Raw genomic sequence first — 19,260 nt, forward strand, 5'->3', positions numbered from 1 at the left:
CAGGCGGGAAAACACAATAAATGAAGCGCCCGCAGGCGCTTCAGATAATCAACGGGGGCTGTCAGCCTAACGCTGGCATTGAACCAAGGCGGGTTTAACAATAACCATATTTCATCAGCCGCTGATAGCGCTGCTCCAGCAGGGCGTCGGTATCCAGCAGATCCAGCTCGGCCAGATCGGCCAGCAGTCGCTCTTTCAACCGCTCGGCGACCAGCGCCGGGTTGCTGTGCGCGCCGCCCATCGGCTCTTCCACCAGGTTGTCGATCAGCCCCAGCTCCTTGATGCGGCCGGCGGTAATGCCCATGGCTTCGGCCGCCACCGATGCCTTGTCGGCACTCTTCCACAGGATAGAGGCACAACCCTCGGGGGAGATCACCGAATAAGTGGAATACTGCAGCATGTTGACCCGGTCGCCCACGCCGATGGCCAAGGCACCGCCGGAGCCGCCCTCACCGATCACGGTACAGACGATGGGGGTTTTCAGGCCGGCCATCACCTTGAGATTGCGGGCAATGGCCTCAGACTGGCCACGCTCTTCCGCGCCCACGCCCGGATAGGCACCCGGGGTATCGATAAAGGTCAGGATCGGCATCTTGAAGCGTTCGGCCATTTCCATCAGCCGCAACGCCTTGCGGTAGCCCTCGGGACGCGGCATGCCGAAGTTGCGGCGGATCTTTTCCTTGGTTTCCCGCCCCTTCTGCTGGCCGATCACCATCACCGGACGGCCCTCGAAACGGGCCACGCCGCCGACGATGGCCTTGTCGTCCGCATAGGCACGGTCGCCGGCCAGCTCGTCGAACTCGCCGAACATCAGCTCGATATAATCCAGGGTATAGGGACGGCGCGGATGGCGGGCCAGCTGGGAAATCTGCCAGGGGCCCAGGTTGCCGAATACCTTGCGGGTCAGTTCATCCCGTTTGAGCTCCAGTCGTTTGACCTCCTCGTCCAGGTCGATATCCAGGCCATCCCCTTCGCTTACATGCCTGAGTTCTTCAATCTGGGCCTGCAGCTCGGCTATGGGTTGTTCGAAATCCAGAAAATGGTGGCTCATAGGTCCCCTCTATTCAAAAATCAGCTCGACCTTATCGGAGCCAAGTAGCTGCTGTAACTGTTCCAGCATCTGGTCCGTCGGGGTTACCCGCCACTCGGTTCCCAGTGTTAACTGAGCCCGGGCCCCCGGTCTATGATAGGTCACTCGGACAGGACATACCCCGGCCCTTACAGGGGTGAGTATATCCAGCAAACGTGAAAAAAAGCCCTCGTCTATCTGGGCTCGACTAATACTCAGATGCACCCCCCGGGCATAGCGCTCCCGGGCCTCATCGATGACCATGACTTCTCGCGCCGACATTTTAAGGCCACCGGAGAAGTCATCAAAGCTAATCTGGCCACTAATGACCAGAATTTTATCTTTTTCCAGCAAGTGCTCGTAGCGGGTCAGAGCTTCCGAGAACAGGGTCACGTCCAGACGGCCGGATTTGTCGTCCAAGGTGAGGATGCCCATGCGGTTGCCCCGCTTGGTGGTCATCACCCGGGCGGCAATCACCAGCCCCGCTGCCGTGGTGGTCTTGTCCCGGCCGGTGGCCTGCAGTTCGACTAAGCGGCCGCTGGTATAGTGGCGCAACTCGCGGCTGTATTGATTGATCGGATGCCCGGTCAGGTAGAGGCCCAGGGTATCCCGCTCGCCCTCCAACCAAACCTTGTCCGGCCAGGCCGGCACGTCGGCGAAGGCATGTTCGATGTGCGCCTCTTCCACCAGCACGCCAAACATGTCGCCCTGCCCCAGGGCTTCCGCCTTGGCATGCTGATCTGCCGCTTTCATGGCCTCTTCGAGAGTCGCCATCAACGAGGCCCGATGGGGGCCGAGCCGGTCCATGGCGCCGGACAGGATCAACTTTTCCATCACCCTTTTGTTAAGCTTCTTCAGATCGACCCGATTACAGAAATCGAACAGATCCCGGAACGGCCCGCCCTGCTCGCGGGCGGCAAGTATCGATTCGATCGGCGCCTCGCCGACCCCCTTGATGGCACCTATACCGTAGACGATATGGCCCTGTTCGTTGACGGTAAAGCGGTAGCGGCCCGAATTCACATCCGGTGGACACAGGGTCAGGCCCATGCGCTGGCATTCGTCGACCAGGGTCACCACCTTGTCGGTGTTGTCCATATCGGCGGTCATCACCGCCGCCATAAACTCGGCGGGATAGTGGGCCTTCAGCCACAGGGTCTGATAAGACACCAGCGCATAGGCGGCGGAGTGGGACTTGTTGAAGCCGTAACCAGCGAATTTCTCCACCAGATCGAAGATCTTCATCGCCAGTTCGCCGTCGATGCCGTTGGCCACCGCGCCGGCCTCGAAGCCGGCCCGCTGCTTGGCCATCTCCTCCGGCTTTTTCTTGCCCATGGCCCGCCGCAACAGATCGGCGCCGCCCAGGGAATAGCCCGCCAGCACCTGGGCTATCTGCATCACCTGTTCCTGATAGAGGATGATGCCGTAGGTGGGCTCCAGGATGGGCTTCAATGACTCGTGCTGCCAGGTTTCATCCGGATAGGACACCGCCTCGCGCCCGTGTTTGCGGTCGATGAAGTTGTCCACCATGCCCGACTGCAGGGGGCCGGGACGGAACAACGCCACCAGGGCTATCATGTCCTCGAAACAGTCGGGCTGCAGCCGCTTGATCAAGTCCTTCATGCCGCGGGATTCGAGCTGGAATACCGCCGTGCTCTCAGATTTTTTCAGCAGCTTGAAGGAGGCCGGATCATCGATGGGAATGGCGGCGATATCGACGGCTGGCTTGCCCTCTTTAGCCAGCCTGGGGTTTACCATGCCCAGCGCCCAGTCGATGATGGTCAGGGTTCGCAGGCCTAGGAAGTCGAACTTCACTAGGCCGGCGTATTCCACGTCATTCTTGTCGAACTGGGTGACCGGGTTACGACCGGCCTCGTCGCAATACAGGGGCGAGAAGTCGGTGATCTTGGTGGGCGCTATCACCACGCCGCCGGCATGCTTGCCGGCGTTGCGGGTCACCCCCTCCAACTTACGCGCCATGTCGATCAGCGCCTTGACCTCTTCGTCCTGTTCGTAGATTTCCGGCAGCTTGGGCTCGGCCTCGAAGGCCTTGGCCAGGGTCATGCCCGGATCCGGCGGGATCAGCTTGGAGATGCGATCGACAAAGCCGTAAGGGTGGCCCAGCACCCGGCCCACATCGCGCACCACCGCCTTGGCGGCCATGGTGCCGAAGGTGATGATCTGGCTGACCGCATCCCGGCCGTAGAGCTCGGCCACATGGTCGATCACCTCGTCGCGCCTGTCCATGCAGAAGTCGATATCAAAGTCGGGCATGGATACCCGCTCCGGGTTGAGGAAGCGCTCGAACAGCAGATCGAACTCCAGCGGATCCAGGTCGGTGATCTTCAGCGCATAGGCCACCAGCGAGCCGGCGCCCGAACCCCGGCCCGGACCGACCGGGATGCCGTTATCCTTGGACCACTGGATAAACTCCATCACGATCAGGAAGTAGCCGGGAAAGCCCATCTGGTTGATAACCTTAAGCTCTACCTCCAGCCGCTCGTCGTATTCGCCCCGCTTCTCGGCGCGGACATCCGGGTCCGGGAACAGGAACGCCAGCCGGTCTTCCAGGCCTTCCTGCGAACACTTGACCAGGTAATCCTCGATGCTCATGTCGCCGGTGGGGAAGTCCGGCAAAAAATACTCGCCCAGACGTACCGTCACATTGCAGCGCTTGGCGATTTCGACGGTATTGGCCAGCGCCTCAGGAATATCGGCGAACAGCTCGACCATTTCCTCGGCACTTTTCAGGTATTGCTGGGCACTGTAGCGACGGGGCCGGCGCTTGTCTTCCAGGGTGAAGCCATCGTGGATGGCGACCCGGATTTCATGGGCGTCGAAGTCGTCCTTGTCGAGGAACACCACCTCGTTGGTGGCCACCACCGGCAGGCCGGCCTCGGCCGCCAGCGCCACCGCCATATGCAGGTAGCTTTCTTCGTCGGCCCGCTCGGTACGCAGCAGTTCCAGGTAGAAGCGATCGGGAAAGTGCCGTTGGTAAAAGGCCACGCATTCGGCCACCATCGCCTGGTTGCCTTTGAGCAGGCCGATGCCCACATCCCCTTCCCGGCCGCCGGACAGCACTATGATCCCTTCGCTGAGTTCGGCCAGCCAGGCCTTGTCCACCACGGGCCGGTGGGCCACATGACCGCGCTCATAGGCGCGGGAGATCAGCAGGGTAATATTCTGGTAGCCGGTGTTGTCCATCGCCAGCAGCAGCAGGCGAAACGCCGGCCCGCCCGGTTCCTCGCCCTGCACCCAGATATCAGTACCGACTATCGGCTTGAGTCCCTTACCGTGGGCATCGCCGTAAAAGCGCACCAGGCCGCAGAGGTTCATCTGATCGGTCAACGCCAGCGCCGGATAGCCCAATTCCTTCACCCGTTTGGTGATCGGACCTATCTTGGCCAGACCATCGATCATGGAGAAATCGGAATGAATGCGCAGATGGATAAATTCAGGTGACATCGGGGTCCACCAATACCTGGGCGACCGGCTTAAAGCTGCGCCTGTGTTCGGGCAGGGCGCCGTGTTGCGCCAGGGCCGTCATATGCTCTTTGGTGGGATAGCCTTTATGGCGGGCAAAGCCGTATTGGGGGTATTGCCGGTCCAGCAACAGCATCTCCCGGTCCCGTGCCACCTTGGCCAGGATCGAGGCGGCGCTGATCTCGGCGACCCGGCTGTCACCCTTGACCACCGCCCTGGCCGGCATCGCCAGTGCCGGACAGCGGTTGCCGTCGATAAACACGAAACCCGGGGTAACGGGCAGGGACGCCACCGCCCGGCTCATCGCCAGCAGGGTCGCCTGCAGGATATTGAGCTCATCGATTTCGGCGGGCGAGCAGCGACCGATGGCCCAGGCCAGGGCCCGCTCACGGATAAGCCCGGCCAGCTGTTCGCGTTTTTTTTCGCTGAGCTTCTTAGAGTCATTGAGCCCGGGGATGGGGTAGTTGGGATCCAGGATCACCGCGGCGGTCACCACGTCGCCCACCAGCGGCCCGCGGCCCACTTCATCCACCCCGGCCACCAGCAGCCCCTGGGGATAATCGATGTCGCTCATGATAATCCGGCCAGCTCCAGCACGGCGCGGGCGGCCTGTTCATCGGCGGTGCAACGGATCTGCTTGTGCAGTTGGGTGAAATGGGCGATCAGCTCGCTGTTGTCATGCTCCAGCAGCTTGCCGATTTCATCCACTATATGCCCCGGGGTGCATTCATGCTGGACCAGCTCGGCGACCAGGGTCTGATCCGCCAGCAGGTTGGGCAGGGAAATATAGGGGGTTTTTACCAGCCGCTCGGCCAGCCAATAGCTGAAATCCTTGAGTTTGTAGCCCACCACCATGGGCTTCTTGGCCAGCATAGCTTCCAGGGTGGCGGTGCCCGAAGCCAGCAGCACCACATCACTGGCGGCCATCACTGCCCGCCCCTGGCCTTCGACCAGGGTCATCTCCAAGGTAGGTGCCACCTGGGACTTTATTTTGAGAAACTCTTCCCGCCGTTTTGCGTTGACCAGGGGCACCACGAATTCCAGCTCGGGATGCCTGACCTTGAGTTGCTTGCAGGCTTCCAGGTAGACAGGGCTCAGCAGGGTCACTTCCGCGTGGCGGCTGCCCGGCAGCAACGCCAGGTATTTGGCGTCGGGCTTCAAGCCCAGCCGCAGGCGGGCACCCAGGGTGTCGGGCAGCAGCGGGACCTGGTCTGCCAGGGTATGGCCGATAAACCGGCAGGGAGCATCGAAGCGATCGTAGAAGGCTTTTTCAAAGGGCAGGAAGGCCAGCACCAAATCGGTGGCCGCCTTGATCTTGTGGATGCGATTTTGCCGCCAGGCCCAGACCGAGGGGCTGACATAGTGAATGGTCCTGATACCGGCCTTTTTCAGTTTATGCTCAACCCCCAGGTTGAAGTCGGGGGCATCGATGCCCACGAACACGTCCGGCGGGTTATCGATAAAATGACGAATTATCTGGCGACGGATGCTGAGGATACGGGGCAAGCGCCCCAGCACTTCCACCACCCCCATCACCGCCAGCTCGTCCATCTCAAACAGGGCGGTACAGCCGGCGGCCACCATCTGCGGGCCGGCGATGCCTTCGAAAATGGCATCCGGATACTGGCTGCGGATTTCCCGCACCAGGCCGGCCCCCAGGGTATCGCCGGAGACTTCCCCGGCGATCAGGCCGATACGTAAAGGACGTGACTCAGGCACGAATGATCCCGCGTTCATTTTCCTTCAAAAACTCGATCAAGATGCCGACTTCCGGCTGGCTCTTGTTCAGTTCTTCCAGCACCGGCAGTACCTCGGCGATCGTTTTACCGCTACGGAAGATTTCCTTGTAGGACTGCTTGATGGCGGAAATGGCTTCCTTGCTGAAGCCCCGGCGACGCAAGCCCTCGGAGTTGACGCCAAACGGCTTGGCATACAGGCCCGCCGCCATCACATAAGGCGGCACATCCTTGTTGAGCGCGGCACAGCCGGCGATAAAGGCGTGGCTGCCGACCCGGCCGAACTGATGGATGGCCGCGTGACCACCAAAGATCACATGGTCACCGATATGCACATGGCCCGCCAGGGTAGCATTATTGGCGAAAATGCAGTTATCGCCGATGCGGCAGTCGTGGGCCACATGCACGTTGACCATAAACAGGTTATGGCTGCCCACCCGGGTCAGGCTCTCGTCCTGAGCCGTACCCCGATGGAAAGTGCAGGATTCTCGGATCACGTTATGGTCGCCGATCTCCAGGCGGGTTAGCTCGCCGGCGTATTTCTTGTCCTGGCATTCTTCCCCGATAGAGGCGAACTGGAAGATACGGTTACCCCGGCCGATGCGGGTCGGCCCCTTGATCACCACATGGGAACCGATCCAGCAATCGTCGCCGATTTCCACATCGGCGCCGATCAGGGTCCAGGGGCCAATTTCCACGCCCCGGCCAATCTTGGCGCTGGGGTGGATGATGGCGGTTTCATGGATCACTGCACTTTGCTCAGTCACATTCAGCCCTCGCGTTTGGCACACATCAGTTCGGCGGTACAGACCACTTCGCCGTCAACCGTGGCCACACCGGTAAATTTAGCGATGCCGCGGCGTTCTTTCAAATACACCACATCCAGTACCAGCTGGTCTCCCGGCACCACCGGGCGCTTGAAGCGGGCATTGTCGATAGAGGCGAAATAATAGAGCTCGTTGGGCTTGGGCTTGCCGACCATCTTAAAGGCCAGGATGCCGGTGGCCTGGGCCATGGCTTCCAGGATCAAGACACCGGGAAACACCGGCTTCTGCGGGAAGTGGCCGGTGAACATGGGCTCATTGAAAGAAACATTCTTGATGCCTCTCAACGTCTTGCGCTCGGGGCTAATTTCGTAGTGTGCGACCCTGTCTACCATCAAAAAAGGATAGCGGTGCGGCAACAGCTCCAGGATTTCCTGGATATCTAACTGATTCAGTTCGTTATTCAAAATGTAACCCTACTAATAGCTTAATCTTTTTTGTCTGATTGTTTTTCAAGGCGGCTCAGGCGCTTGTGCATATCATCGATACGCAGCACCCGCGCGGCCGTCTTGCGCCATTCTTTATTGCTTTGCAAGGGGATCCCGGAGGAATACACGCCCGGTTCGGTAATCGGGCGCATCACCATGGCCATGCCGGTAATGGTAACCTGATCACAGATTTCCATATGACCATTAAACACGGAAGCGCCGCCAATAATACAATATTTGCCGACTTTCAGACTACCCGCCATTATGGTGCCGCCGGCAACGGCGGTACCATAGCCAATCTCGACATTATGGGCAATCTGGCACTGGTTATCGATAATCACATTGTCGGCGATGCGGGTGTCTTCCAGCGCCCCCCGGTCAATGGTGGTGCAGGCACCGATCTCGACCCTGTTACCGATACGCACGCCACCAAGCTGGGGAATTTTCACCCACTCGCCCTTGTTGTTGGCATAGCCAAAGCCGTCGGCACCGATCACGGTACCCGACTGGACCAGGCAATCGCTGCCCAGCGTCACATTGTGATACAGGGTGACATTGGCCCACAGCCGGCTACGGGCACCCAGCTTGCTGTCTTTGCCGATGAAGCAGCCGGGGCCGATGACCACGCCGTCACCCAGCTCAACCCCCGACTCGATCACCGCATGGGCACCGATGGCAACATTGGCACCCAGTTTGACGTCGTCCGCCAGGACGGCGGTGGCATGTACATCGACCGCCGGCTGGGGGGTGGTATCCAGCCGCTGTGCCGACAGGGCGAATCCCAGATAGGGATCGGCCATCACCAGGGCGGCGACCGGACAAAAGGGCAGATCATCCGGCCTGACGATAACGGCACTGGCCTGGGTGCTGTCCAACAAATGGCGATACTTGGCATCAGACAAAAAGGCGATGTTGCCCGCACCGGCCTTGTCCAAAGTATTGACCCTGTGTATTTCCAGCCGGCCATCGCCATGCAGTTCGGCGCCCAGATGCCGGGCCAGCTCTTCCAGTGTAACTTTCATTGATTCGGACTCTCAGATTGCTGACGAAGGGCGGAAAATCCGCCATCGTCTCGTCGGGCGTTATCGACCGCCAACCTTACTTGCTGACACGGCTGATCACCTGGCTGGTAATGTCCAGTGCCGGCGATACATAGATAGCGGCGCTGCGCTCGAGCACCAGTTGATAGCCTTCGGCCTTGGTGATCTCATCGATAGCGGCCTTGATGCGGCCAAGCATTTTCTGCCGCTCTTCATGCTCCCGGCGCATCTGGTCTTCTTCCAGGCTGCGCCGCTTCTGTACATATTCGGACTGCATCTCATTGAGCTTGCGCTGGGCCTGGGCCTTTTGTTCTTCGTTCATAAAAGCCATGTCTTTCTGTTGCTTCTCGATATAGCTGCGGCCATCCGCTTCCAGCTTCTGCACATCCCTGACCCGGCCTTCGAACTCCTTCTTGAGCTGATTCATGGTTGCCTCCCGCTGAGGCATTTTCTGGAACACGGCCGCCGTGTCCACCACCGCGATCTTCACGTTCTGGGCCTGAGCCAGGCCGGCGGCCAGCATCAGGGCGATGACGCCAAAAATTTTAACCATCTGTTTCAAGCTAATACTCCTGCTGGACATTTAAATCTGGATGAAACCGCCGGAATTAGGGACCCGTGACCGGGGATTGGCTTCTACCCCGGTCACCACGCTCAAGTCCCTCATCCCCGTCTTAAAAGGTACGGCCAATGTTAAAGTTAAAGATTTCGGTTCGATCCCCCTCCACTTCCTTGAGCGGGGAGGCCAGCGAAAACACCAGAGGGCCCAGCGGAGACAGCCACTGCAGGCTGACACCGGCAGACGACCGGAAATTGGTGGGATCGCCAAAGTCGTAGATCAGCTCACAGCTGTTGCCGGGGGTACAGTTGGCAAAATCCGAGGCCTGGTACTCGGTATCCCAGACGGTGCCTACATCCACGAACAGGCTGGTCCGCAGCGAATGCTGCAGATCCTCACCGGCAAAGGGCGTGGGCACAATCAGCTCGGCCGAGGCCGCGAGCAGCGCATTACCGCCGATGGAGCTGTCGGAGCCGCGCAGGCTGCCGCCGACACCATCCAGCTTGACCGCCCGCGGGCCGACCGAGTTGCTCTTGAAACCACGCAGGGTGCTGAAGCCCCCCGCATAATAGTTTTCGAAGAACGGCAGAGTCTGGGAGCCGTTGCTGGCGTCGCCATAGCCATTACCGTAGGCGGCGCGGAACTTGCCGTTCAGCACCCAGTTATGCTCACGGTCCAGGGGCAGGTAATGGGTATCGTCGAAGCTGGCCTTGTAGTACTGCAGATCCGAACCGGGCACTGTCACCTTGAGCCCCAGATTCTGTCGGTTGCCCGCGGTGGGGAACACGCCCCGGTTCAGGGTGTTGCGGGTCCAGCCGCCGCTGACATCGAAGGTATCGAAGCTGATCTTGTCGGTACTGTCTATATTTTCGCCGTGCAGGTCCCAGAAGTCATCCAGCTGCACATAGCTGTCTTCCGGCCGCCCCAGCTTGTTTAGTTCATAGCCGATGCTGCCGTTCAGGCTGTTGACCTCGTCGATCGGAAAACCGCTCTGCAGCCGGGCGCCGTAACTCTGGCTGTCATAGGCGGCCAGGTTGGCGTCATCGGCCTCGAACTCCCGGTAATAGAGGCGCCCACCCAGGCTGACCCCGTCCACGGTGAAATAGGGATCCGTATATTCCAGGGACACGTCCTTGGAGTAGTCGTTCATCTGGGAGCTGATCCCCACCCGGTTACCCGTCCCCAGGAAGTTGTCCTGCTGGATGCCGGCCTGGATGCTGAAGCCCGAGTCGGTACCATAGCCGACACCGAAGTTGATCGAGCCGGCCGGCTGCTCCTTGACTGATACATCCAGATCCACCAGATCGTCCTCGCCGGGCACCCGGCGGGTTTCCACATCCACGTTCTCGAAATAGCCCAACCGGTTGAGGCGGGTGCGGGACTGCTCAACCTGCTCGCTGGACAACCAGGTGCCCTCCATCTGGCGCATTTCACGACGCAGCACCTGATCCTGGGTCAGCTGGTTTCCGGTAAAGTTGATGCGGCGTACATAGACCCGCTTGCCCGGCTCTATGTTCACCACCAGCGCCACCTTTTTGGTCGCTTCATCGACCTGGGGGAAGGTACCAACCTTGGGATAGGCGTAGCCGAAGCGGCCGAGGAACTTGGACAGCACCTCTTCGGTATGCGCCACATCGGCTGCGGAATACAGATCCCCTTCGCGGATCGGCACCAGGGCCTCCAGCTGTTCGCGACGGTCGATCAGGTCACCGCGCAGGCTGACGCTGGACACCCTATATTGCTCGCCTTCTTCCACGTTGAGGGTGATATAGACCCCTTCCCGATCGGGCGACATGGACACCTGGGTCGAGGTCACCTCAAACTTCAGGTAGCCCCGATCCCGGTAATAGGAGCGCAGGATCTCGATATCGCCGGCCAGTTTCTGCTTCTGATAGCGCTGATCGGCCATGAAATTCCACCAGGGAACATCGTCGGACAATTCAAGCTGGGACAGCAGCTGCTCCTCGCTGAATGCCTTGTTGCCCACTATGTTGATCTGCTTGATATCCGCCGCCGGGCCTTCGATAAAATCAAACTTGAGATCGACCCTGTTACGGGGCAAGGGCGTCAGCACCGCGTTGACCGAGGCCGAGTATTTACCCACCCCGTAATAGAAATCCTCGAGTCCCTTCTCCAGCGAACTCAGGGTAGTGCGATCCAGCGGCTCGCCCACCCGCACGCCGGCCCCTTCCAGACTCTGGCGCAGCTGTTCTTCCTTGATATCCTTGTTGCCGCTGAAGCTGATGCTGGCGATGGTCGGCCTTTCGGTGACCTGGACAACCAGTATGTTGCCGTCGCGCAGCACCTGGACATCCTCGAAGTTGCCCGACGCATACAGGCTCTTGATGGCCTCGGACAACCGGGCACCATCCACTTCCTCACCGACCCGTACCGGCAGGCTGAGCAAGGCGGCACCCAGGGTGACCCGCTGCAGGCCATTGATTTGAATATCTTCGACCACAAAGGGAGGGGTCGAAGCGCCCTGTGCCTGGGCCAACATACTGGCACCCAACAGGCAGGAGGCGGCAAGCATTTTTTTGACTGCCATATGTCTGACTTAATCCTTGTGTCGTACGCCCTAGAGGCGAGCAAAATCATTAAACAGCGCCAGTCCCATCAACAACATCAAGGCGACCGCACCAATTTTAAAGCCAATCTCCTGCACCTTTTCCGGTACCGGCCGGCCGGTGACCGCCTCCACCAGAAAAAACAACAGGTGGCCACCATCCAGTACCGGCAGCGGCAAGAGATTGATAATCCCCAAATTCACACTGACTAACGCAAGAAAACTAAGAAAATAGACCAGGCCGAAATCGGCACTGGCACCGGCGCCCTTGGCAATCGAAATCGGGCCGCTCAGGTTGTCCACCGAGACGATGCCGGTCAGCAGCTTGCCGATCATCTGAAAGGTCAGCTCGGTCAGGGCCCAGGTGCGCTCTGCTCCGGCCCAGATGGCAGCGAGCGGCCCGTAGCTCAGGTCGAAGCGATATTGCTCGGCCACCGGTTCCACCTCGGGCGCCAGACCGGCAAAGCCTATCACCTGCTCCCGGCTTTCACGACGCTCCGGGGTCAGCATCAGCGACAGCCTTTGACCCGAACGCGCCAGCATGAGTTCCAGAGGAATCTCAGGCGATGCCTGCACCGTCGCGACAAAATCAGGCCAGCCGGTCAAGGCCTCACCGTTTACCGTCAGCACCGTGTCCCCGGCCAGCAGTCCGGCCTCGTCGCCCGGGCCATCCGCCACCACCTCGGCGATGGTCAGCGTAGCTTTCGGCCCCACGGGCACCAGTCCCAGGGCGGTGATCGGCGAGCTCTGCTCCGGATCAAACTGCCAGTCGGCCAGTGGAATGGTATACGCATCAATCCGGGCGCTGTCCTGTGCACGTACCTCAAAATGGGTTTCCTGCTCACCCAAGCGGCCGATCAGGGCAAAGTTCACCTCTTCCCAGGTCCGCACGCCGCGCCCGTCGATCGCCACGATTTCCATCCCCGGAGCCAGGCCGCCCATCGCGGCAGGTGAGTCCGGCTGCACCTCGTTCAGCACCGGCTTGACCGCCGGCACCCCGATCATGAACATCAGCCAGAAGGCAAACACGGCAAAGATAAAGTTGGCCATGGGTCCGGCGACCACGATCGCCATCCTCGCCCACACCGACTTGTTGTTGAAAGCCTGTTCCCGCAACTCGGCGGGCACCTCTTCCACCCGCTCGTCGAGCATCTTGACATAGCCCCCCAGGGGGATCATGGCCACCACATATTCGGTGCCATCCTTGCCCATGCGGCGCCAGACTGGCTTGCCGAAACCGATGGAAAACCGCTCTACCTTGACCCCGTTGCGCCGGGCAACCCAGAAATGGCCGTATTCATGCACGGCCACCAGGATCCCCAGGGCCACGATAAAAGAGGCCAAATTCCACAATATGCCTATCATGAGCGTCTCCTGATAATATCTGTTGCACAACGCCGGGCCCGGCTGTCCAGTGCCAGTATTTCATCCAGGCTGCTTACCTTGGTTAGACCCAGGTTTTCCACCACTGTCTCATTGACCACCGCAATCGCCATATAATCCAACCCGCCGGCCAGGAAGGCCGCCACCGCCACTTCATTGGCCGCATTCAGCGCCGTGGTCGCCCCCTGCCCCGCGGCACAGGCGGCAATGGCCAGTCGCAGACAAGGATAGCGGGCCATGTCCGGAGCCATAAAGGTCAGTTCGCCCAGGCGGCAAAAATCCAGGGGTGCCACCCCCGAATCGATGCGCTCCGGGTACGCCAGGGCGTGGGCGATGGGGGTCATCATATCCGGCTGGCCAAGCTGGGCCAACACAGAACCATCTGAGTACTGAACCATGGAGTGGATCACCGACTGGGGATGCACCACCACCTCGAGCTGCTCGGGGCCGGCATTGAACAGCCAACGCGCCTCTATGTATTCCAGGCCCTTGTTCATCATGGTGGCGGAATCCACCGAAATTTTCGGCCCCATCGACCAATTGGGATGCGCCACCGCCTGGGCCGGCGTCACTTGGCTCAGCTCGTCCAGCGGGGTATAGCGAAAAGGACCACCGGAGCCGGTCAGCAGTATCTTGCTGACCCCGGCAGCCGGCAGGCTGCCCTTGCCGGGCGTTTGCTGCAAGGTCACCGGCAGGCACTGGAAAATGGCGTTATGCTCGCTGTCCACCGGCAGCAGACGGGCACCGGACTGGGCCACCGCTTCGATAAACAGCTCGCCGCTCATCACCAGCGCTTCTTTATTGGCCAGCAACACCCGCTTACCCGCCTGCACCGCGGCCAGGGTTGGCAACAGGCCGGCCGCGCCGACGATGGCCGCCATCACAGTGTCAACCCGAGAGTCACCGGCCACTTCGGCCAGGGCCGTGGTGCCGCTCAGCACCCGGGTTTGGCTGCCATGGGTGCGCAGCTCGGCGGTCAGTTGCCGCGCCGCCGTTTCATCCACCAGCACCGCGTATTCAGGCGCAAATTCCAGGCAATCGGCCAGCATCTGCGGCACGCTGCGGGAGGCGGTCAGGGCGAATAGCCGGAACCGCTCGGGATGCCGACGCACCACCGCCAGGGTACTCTGTCCGATGGAGCCGGTGGCGCCCAGTATGGTCAGGAGTTCCATCAGCTTAACAACCGTACGGTCACGATAAAAACCGGCAGGGCGGCGGTCAGGCTGTCGATCCTGTCCATCATGCCCCCATGGCCGGGCAGTATCTGCCCGGAATCCTTGAGACCCGCTTCCCGCTTGAACATGCTCTCCACCAGGTCGCCCAGCACGGAGGCGAACACCGCCGCCACCGAGGCAATCAGCAGCACGGTACTCTGCGGACCGCTCAGCTCCAGCAGCCGGGTGACCGACCATGCCAGCAGGCTGGCAAAGAGCACACCGCCCAGCATCCCTTCGATGGTCTTGCCCGGGCTGACCTTGGGGCACAGCTTGTGCCGGCCCAGGGCCTTGCCGACAAAGTAGGCACCGGTATCGGCGAACCACACCAACGACATCACAAACAGCAACAGCCAGGCCCCGAAGTAGCTGCTTTCATCGTATTGATAGCTGCGCAGCGCCAGCACGGACCAGAAAAAGGGCACCAGGGTAAGGATGGCGAACAATGCCTTCAGCCAGCTCTGCCTGCGCCAGAGTCCGGCACTCCGGGGGTAAGCCAGCACCAGCCCCAGGGACGCCAGCCACCAGCCGGCCCCCACACACAGCAGGGTGCTGACCCAGGGATGCAGATCCGGCGACCAGATATGCTCTATGGGCACGGCGGCCATCAGTGCAATCAGGATCAACCCCAGGCTGACCATCACCACATTCGCCCTTTGATTATCGATAAAACGCCCCCACTCCCTGCCCGCCAACAGGAAAATCAGGGTGGCAAAGAGGGCAAAAAAAGGCAACGGCAACAAGAAAATGGCGCTCAGCACCAGGGGGATCAGGCACAGGGCCGTTATGATACGAAGTTTTAGCAAGAAATATCCTCTTTCGTTATAACCGGCTTAAGGCTGTTTGGTCACCAGGGCGCGGATCTGCGCCCCGGTACAGCCAAAGCGGCGTTCACGTCCGACAAAGGCGGCGATCGCCTCGCTGAAGGACTCTTCACCAAAATCGGGCCAGAGTACAGGAGTAAAATACAGTTCGGCGTAGGCCAATTGCCAAAGTAGGAAATTGCTGATGCGTTGCTCGCCGCCGGTGCGGATCAATAGATCCACCGGGGCCTGCTCGGCCAGGGTGAGGTGAGCCCCCAACAGGCGTTCATCTATCTGCTCCGGCAGCAGGTCCCCCCCGGCTACCTGCTCGGCCAGTTGGCGGCAAGCTTGGGTGATATCCCAACGGCCACCGTAGTTGGCGGCGATATTGAGCGTCAGCCCGCTGTTGTTGGCGGTAAGCTGCTCCGCATCGGCGATTTTACCCTGCAAACTGGCACTGAAGGCGCTGCGGTCACCGATAATGCGCAGGCGGATATTGTTGCGGTGCAGCTTACGTACCTCCGAGCCCAGCACGGCGACAAACAGGCCCATCAGGGCGCTGACTTCGTCTTGCGGACGACGCCAGTTTTCGCTGGAAAAGGCAAACAGGGTAAGGGCATCCAGCTTGAGCTTGTAGGCGAAGGTGACGGCGTCACGCACCGCTTTGACCCCGGCCTTGTGACCGGATACCCTGAGTTTACCGCGTTGTTCAGCCCAACGGCCATTGCCGTCCATGATGATGGCGACATGGCGGGGAAGCTGGGATTGGCCGTCGAATGCTGCCGTAGTTGACATCGAATCACTCCTGCACAAAGACAAACGCCGTGCAGGCAGCTACACGGCGTCGGCTACTATACCTGATGTAAGTATCAGATTTCCATTAACTCTTTCTCTTTGGCGGCCAGAGACTCGTCCACCTGTTTGATAAAGAGATCGGTCAGTTTCTGGATTTCATCCTGGGCGCGTCTGTCTTCGTCCTCTGAAATCTCCTTATCTTTCAACAGCGCTTTCAGATCGCCGTTAGCATCGCGACGGATATTGCGGATCGCCACCCGGCCCTGTTCGGCTTCGTTGCGTACCACCTTGATCAGCTCCTTGCGGCGCTCTTCGTTGAGCGGCGGCAGCGGGATACGAAGGGTGGAGCCGGCGCTGGAGGGGTTCAGGCCCAGGTCCGAGTTCATGATGGCTTTTTCCACGGCCTGGCTCATGGAGCGATCGAATACGGTCACCGCCAGGGTACGGGAGTCTTCGGTGGTAATATTGGCCACCTGCTTGAGCGGGGTCGAAGAGCCGTAATAATCCACATAAATGGTGTCCAGCAGGCTGGGATGGGCTCGGCCGGTACGGACCTTGTTCATCTGGGTCTTCAGCGCTTCCACGCTTTTTTCCATACGCACTTTGGCGTCGTTTTTAATGTCGTTAATCACTGTCTTTATCCTTTGGCTATGACTTGAAGAGGCAGCGCCCGCGAATTATTTACGACAGATAAGGGTACCTTCGGTTTCCCCCATCACGGCGCGTCGCAGCGCACCCGGCTTATTCATATTAAAGACCCGGATCGGCAGGTTGTGATCCCGAGCCAGGGTAAAGGCCGCCAAATCCATGACCTTCAGCTCACGCTCCAGTACATCTTCATAATCGAGGTGGTGGTACAGCTGGGCATCCGGGTTGTGCATCGGATCCTCGCTGTAAACGCCGTCCACCTTGGTGGCCTTCAATACTACGTCGGCTTCGATTTCAATGCCACGCAAACAGGCGGCGGAATCGGTGGTGAAGAAGGGATTGCCGGTACCGGCAGAGAAGATCACCACCCGTCCCTTACGCAGCAGGCTGATGGCTTCCGCCCAGTTATAGGCATCGCACATGCCTTCCAGGGTAATGGCGGACATCAGGCGAGCATTCACATAAGCACGATGCAGGGCATCACGCATAGCCAGGCCGTTCATCACGGTCGCCAACATACCCATGTGGTCGCCCACCACGCGGTTCATCCCCGCCTTGGCCAGGCCCGCACCACGAAACAGGTTACCACCGCCGATCACCAGGCCAACTTGTACACCCAGCTCCGCCAGCTCCTTGATTTCCTGGGCCATGCGCTCCAGCACAGCGGGATCAATGCCAAAGCCTTCTTCTCCTTGCAGCGCCTCGCCGCTCAGTTTAAGAAGAATGCGTCTGTATGCGGGTTTTGGATTGGTACTCATGCTTTCTATTCCTGGTCATAGAAAGACCGCGACGGATGTCGCGGTCTGGATAGCACTAAAATAGCGGGAATTAACCCTTAGAAGCAGCGATCTGCGCCTGTACTTCGGCAGCGAAATCTTCTTCTTTTTTCTCGATACCTTCGCCCACTTCGTAGCGGACGAAGCCGATGGCGTCGGCGCCTTTCTGCTTGAGCAGCTCGGCCACGGAAATGGAAGGATCCTTGACGAAGGGCTGGCCGGTCAGGGAGATTTCACCGGTGAATTTCTTCATCCGGCCCTCAACCATCTTCTCGGCAATCTCTTTCGGCTTACCGGAGTTGATGGCGATGTCGACCTGAATTTCACGCTCTTTGGCCACCACTTCTTCGGACACGTCTTCGGGCTTGACGAACTGCGGGTTGGAAGCGGCAACGTGCATAGCCACGTCCTTGGCCACTTCTTCATCGCCGCCTTTCAGGTTGGCGATAACACCGATACGGGTGCCGTGCAGGTAAGTGGTCAGGTTGTCGCCTTCCACCAGCACGATACGACGCAGGCTCATGTTCTCACCGATCTTGGCGATCAGGTTGGTCAGCGTGGTTTCAACGCTCTCACCGTTTTCGTATTCAGCAGCTTTCAGCGCGTCCAGGTCGGTGATCTTGTTGACCAGGGCGATGTCGGCAATCTTGTCGCCGAAGGCGCGGAAACCGGCGTCCTTGGCGACGAAGTCGGTTTCGCTGTTCAGCTCGATCATCACGGCGGTGTTGCCCGCCTGACGCACCAGGATGATACCTTCGGCGGCGATACGACCGGCTTTCTTGGCGGCTTTGGCCTGACCGGATTTGCGCATGTCTTCGATGGCCTGCTCGATGTCACCGTTGGCTTCGGTCAGGGCTTTTTTACAATCCATCATGCCGGCGCCAGTGCGCTCACGCAGTTCTTTTACCAGGGCGGCGGTAATAGTTGCCATGTCTAATATCCTCGGTCTTGTTCTGTAAGAAAACAGGGGCGCAAGGCCCCTGTTAACCCATTACTTTCGTATGGTTAATAAAGGCTGAAGCTCACGCTTCGACTTTATTACTCTTCAACGACGTAGTTGTCTTCGGCCTGTACAGCCAGGTCTTGCGCACGAGCGGCAATCACGGCGTCGGCAGCGGCATTCAGGTACAGCTGTACCGCGCGGATGGCGTCATCGTTACCGGGAACGATGTAATCGATGCCGTCCGGGTTAGAGTTGGTGTCTACCACGGATACCACGGGAATGCCCAGGTTGTTGGCTTCCTTGATGGCGATGTGCTCGTGATCGGCGTCGATGACGAACAGTACGTCAGGCAGACCGCCCATGTCCTTGATACCGCCCAGGGACTTTTCCAGCTTCTCCATTTCACGAGTACGCATCAGCGCCTCTTTCTTGGTCAGCTTGTCAAAAGTACCGTCTTGAGACTGGCTCTCCAGCTCTTTCAGGCGGCTGATGGATTGACGCACGGTTTTCCAGTTGGTCAGCATGCCACCCAACCAGCGGTGGTTCACATAGAACTGGTCACACTTGGTAGCGGCTTCTTTAACGGCTTCAGAGGCTGCGCGCTTGGTACCAACAAACAGGATTTTACCTTTCTTGGCAGCGTTGCTACCCAGGAAGTTCAACGCATCGTTGAACATAGGTACTGTTTTTTCCAGGTTGATGATATGAACCCGGTTGCTGGCGCCGAAAATGAAGGGCTTCATCTTGGGGTTCCAGTAACGAGTCTGGTGACCGAAGTGAACACCTGCTTTCAGCATGTCGCGCATAGATACTTGTGCCATGATTTCCTCTATAAATGAATTGGGTTAGGCCTCCACACATCCCATGACTCCGACCCCAAAGGGCACCCTGGAGCATGTGCCGATGCGTGTGTGTGTTAAAAAGTGAATATGAATATAATAACCATCCCCGCACCGCTGAGGCCAAGGCCCATCCCGACGCAAGGCATGGTTA

17 protein-coding genes are annotated in these 19,260 nt (G+C 59.4%); all 17 read right to left on the bottom strand.

Annotation, left to right across the window (positions count from 1 at the left end; genetic code table 11):
• Window positions 1-94: 94 nt before the first annotated feature.
• The 17 genes from accA to rpsB all read right to left on the bottom strand — a co-directional run bounded on the left by accA (window position 95) and on the right by rpsB (window position 19,088).
• Window positions 95-1,051, bottom strand: coding sequence for an acetyl-CoA carboxylase carboxyl transferase subunit alpha (gene accA / locus ABD806_RS06780; RefSeq protein WP_344956086.1), 957 nt, complete (start codon window positions 1,049-1,051; stop codon window positions 95-97).
• Between the two features lie 9 nt (window positions 1,052-1,060).
• Window positions 1,061-4,534 (bottom strand): DNA polymerase III subunit alpha, encoded by a 3,474-nt coding sequence (dnaE, locus tag ABD806_RS06785; RefSeq protein ID WP_344956089.1) that lies wholly within the window; start codon window positions 4,532-4,534, stop codon window positions 1,061-1,063.
• On the bottom strand, window positions 4,524-5,126 hold the full coding sequence (rnhB, locus tag ABD806_RS06790) for a ribonuclease HII (RefSeq protein WP_344956091.1): 603 nt from the start codon (window positions 5,124-5,126) through the stop codon (window positions 4,524-4,526). The genes dnaE and rnhB overlap by 11 nt, the downstream gene beginning before the upstream one ends.
• The gene (gene lpxB, locus ABD806_RS06795; RefSeq protein WP_425583076.1) at window positions 5,123-6,289 is read right to left on the bottom strand and encodes a lipid-A-disaccharide synthase; all 1,167 of its coding nucleotides are present in this window, start codon (window positions 6,287-6,289) and stop codon (window positions 5,123-5,125) included. Before lpxB ends, rnhB begins: the two co-directional genes overlap by 4 nt.
• The gene (lpxA, locus tag ABD806_RS06800; RefSeq protein WP_344956095.1) at window positions 6,264-7,055 is read right to left on the bottom strand and encodes an acyl-ACP--UDP-N-acetylglucosamine O-acyltransferase; all 792 of its coding nucleotides are present in this window, start codon (window positions 7,053-7,055) and stop codon (window positions 6,264-6,266) included. The genes lpxB and lpxA overlap by 26 nt, the downstream gene beginning before the upstream one ends.
• Before the next feature lie 2 nt (window positions 7,056-7,057).
• A complete protein-coding gene (fabZ, locus tag ABD806_RS06805) occupies window positions 7,058-7,519 on the bottom strand; it encodes a 3-hydroxyacyl-ACP dehydratase FabZ (RefSeq protein ID WP_116472487.1) in 462 nt (153 codons plus the stop codon).
• A 20-nt stretch (window positions 7,520-7,539) separates the two neighbouring features.
• A complete protein-coding gene (gene lpxD, locus ABD806_RS06810) occupies window positions 7,540-8,562 on the bottom strand; it encodes a UDP-3-O-(3-hydroxymyristoyl)glucosamine N-acyltransferase (RefSeq protein ID WP_344956099.1) in 1,023 nt (340 codons plus the stop codon).
• A 76-nt stretch (window positions 8,563-8,638) separates the two neighbouring features.
• Window positions 8,639-9,142 carry an OmpH/Skp family outer membrane protein gene (locus tag ABD806_RS06815; protein ID WP_344956100.1) on the bottom strand — a complete coding sequence of 168 codons (504 nt, stop codon included), beginning with the start codon at window positions 9,140-9,142 and terminating at the stop codon, window positions 8,639-8,641.
• 112 nt (window positions 9,143-9,254) lie between these two features.
• Window positions 9,255-11,687, bottom strand: a complete 2,433-nt coding sequence (gene bamA / locus ABD806_RS06820; protein ID WP_344956102.1) for an outer membrane protein assembly factor BamA — start codon at window positions 11,685-11,687, stop codon at window positions 9,255-9,257.
• A 30-nt stretch (window positions 11,688-11,717) separates the two neighbouring features.
• On the bottom strand, window positions 11,718-13,070 hold the full coding sequence (gene rseP / locus ABD806_RS06825; protein WP_344956104.1) for a sigma E protease regulator RseP: 1,353 nt from the start codon (window positions 13,068-13,070) through the stop codon (window positions 11,718-11,720).
• A complete protein-coding gene (ispC, locus tag ABD806_RS06830) occupies window positions 13,067-14,260 on the bottom strand; it encodes a 1-deoxy-D-xylulose-5-phosphate reductoisomerase (RefSeq protein WP_344956106.1) in 1,194 nt (397 codons plus the stop codon). Before ispC ends, rseP begins: the two co-directional genes overlap by 4 nt.
• Window positions 14,260-15,108 carry a phosphatidate cytidylyltransferase gene (locus ABD806_RS06835; protein WP_344956108.1) on the bottom strand — a complete coding sequence of 283 codons (849 nt, stop codon included), beginning with the start codon at window positions 15,106-15,108 and terminating at the stop codon, window positions 14,260-14,262. The genes ispC and ABD806_RS06835 overlap by 1 nt, the downstream gene beginning before the upstream one ends.
• Before the next feature lie 27 nt (window positions 15,109-15,135).
• Window positions 15,136-15,900 (bottom strand): polyprenyl diphosphate synthase, encoded by a 765-nt coding sequence (gene uppS, locus ABD806_RS06840; RefSeq protein WP_344956110.1) that lies wholly within the window; start codon window positions 15,898-15,900, stop codon window positions 15,136-15,138.
• Between the two features lie 74 nt (window positions 15,901-15,974).
• Window positions 15,975-16,532 carry a ribosome recycling factor gene (gene frr, locus ABD806_RS06845; RefSeq protein WP_344956112.1) on the bottom strand — a complete coding sequence of 186 codons (558 nt, stop codon included), beginning with the start codon at window positions 16,530-16,532 and terminating at the stop codon, window positions 15,975-15,977.
• 45 nt (window positions 16,533-16,577) lie between these two features.
• Window positions 16,578-17,306 carry a UMP kinase gene (gene pyrH / locus ABD806_RS06850; RefSeq protein WP_344956114.1) on the bottom strand — a complete coding sequence of 243 codons (729 nt, stop codon included), beginning with the start codon at window positions 17,304-17,306 and terminating at the stop codon, window positions 16,578-16,580.
• Window positions 17,307-17,376: 70 nt separating this feature from the next.
• The gene (gene tsf / locus ABD806_RS06855; RefSeq protein ID WP_344956116.1) at window positions 17,377-18,255 is read right to left on the bottom strand and encodes a translation elongation factor Ts; all 879 of its coding nucleotides are present in this window, start codon (window positions 18,253-18,255) and stop codon (window positions 17,377-17,379) included.
• A 107-nt stretch (window positions 18,256-18,362) separates the two neighbouring features.
• On the bottom strand, window positions 18,363-19,088 hold the full coding sequence (gene rpsB / locus ABD806_RS06860) for a 30S ribosomal protein S2 (RefSeq protein ID WP_344956118.1): 726 nt from the start codon (window positions 19,086-19,088) through the stop codon (window positions 18,363-18,365).
• Window positions 19,089-19,260: the final 172 nt, after the last annotated feature.

This window comes from Zobellella aerophila (assembly GCF_039539325.1).
In the GTDB taxonomy this organism is placed as follows: Bacteria; Pseudomonadota; Gammaproteobacteria; order Enterobacterales; family Aeromonadaceae; genus Oceanimonas; species Oceanimonas aerophila.

What these genes read in the sequence shown, in the direction of transcription:
- bamA (WP_344956102.1), bottom strand. Translation starts at nt 11,687, where the DNA reads ATGGCAGTCAAAAAAATGCTTGCCGCCTCCTGCCTGTTGGGTGCCAGT.
- lpxB (WP_425583076.1), bottom strand. Translation starts at nt 6,289, where the DNA reads ATGAACGCGGGATCATTCGTGCCTGAGTCACGTCCTTTACGTATCGGC.
- rseP (WP_344956104.1), bottom strand. Translation starts at nt 13,070, where the DNA reads ATGATAGGCATATTGTGGAATTTGGCCTCTTTTATCGTGGCCCTGGGG.
- rnhB (WP_344956091.1), bottom strand. Translation starts at nt 5,126, where the DNA reads ATGAGCGACATCGATTATCCCCAGGGGCTGCTGGTGGCCGGGGTGGAT.
- lpxD (WP_344956099.1), bottom strand. Translation starts at nt 8,562, where the DNA reads ATGAAAGTTACACTGGAAGAGCTGGCCCGGCATCTGGGCGCCGAACTG.
- dnaE (WP_344956089.1), bottom strand. Translation starts at nt 4,534, where the DNA reads ATGTCACCTGAATTTATCCATCTGCGCATTCATTCCGATTTCTCCATG.
- uppS (WP_344956110.1), bottom strand. Translation starts at nt 15,900, where the DNA reads ATGTCAACTACGGCAGCATTCGACGGCCAATCCCAGCTTCCCCGCCAT.
- pyrH (WP_344956114.1), bottom strand. Translation starts at nt 17,306, where the DNA reads ATGAGTACCAATCCAAAACCCGCATACAGACGCATTCTTCTTAAACTG.
- tsf (WP_344956116.1), bottom strand. Translation starts at nt 18,255, where the DNA reads ATGGCAACTATTACCGCCGCCCTGGTAAAAGAACTGCGTGAGCGCACT.
- rpsB (WP_344956118.1), bottom strand. Translation starts at nt 19,088, where the DNA reads ATGGCACAAGTATCTATGCGCGACATGCTGAAAGCAGGTGTTCACTTC.
- accA (WP_344956086.1), bottom strand. Translation starts at nt 1,051, where the DNA reads ATGAGCCACCATTTTCTGGATTTCGAACAACCCATAGCCGAGCTGCAG.
- ispC (WP_344956106.1), bottom strand. Translation starts at nt 14,260, where the DNA reads ATGGAACTCCTGACCATACTGGGCGCCACCGGCTCCATCGGACAGAGT.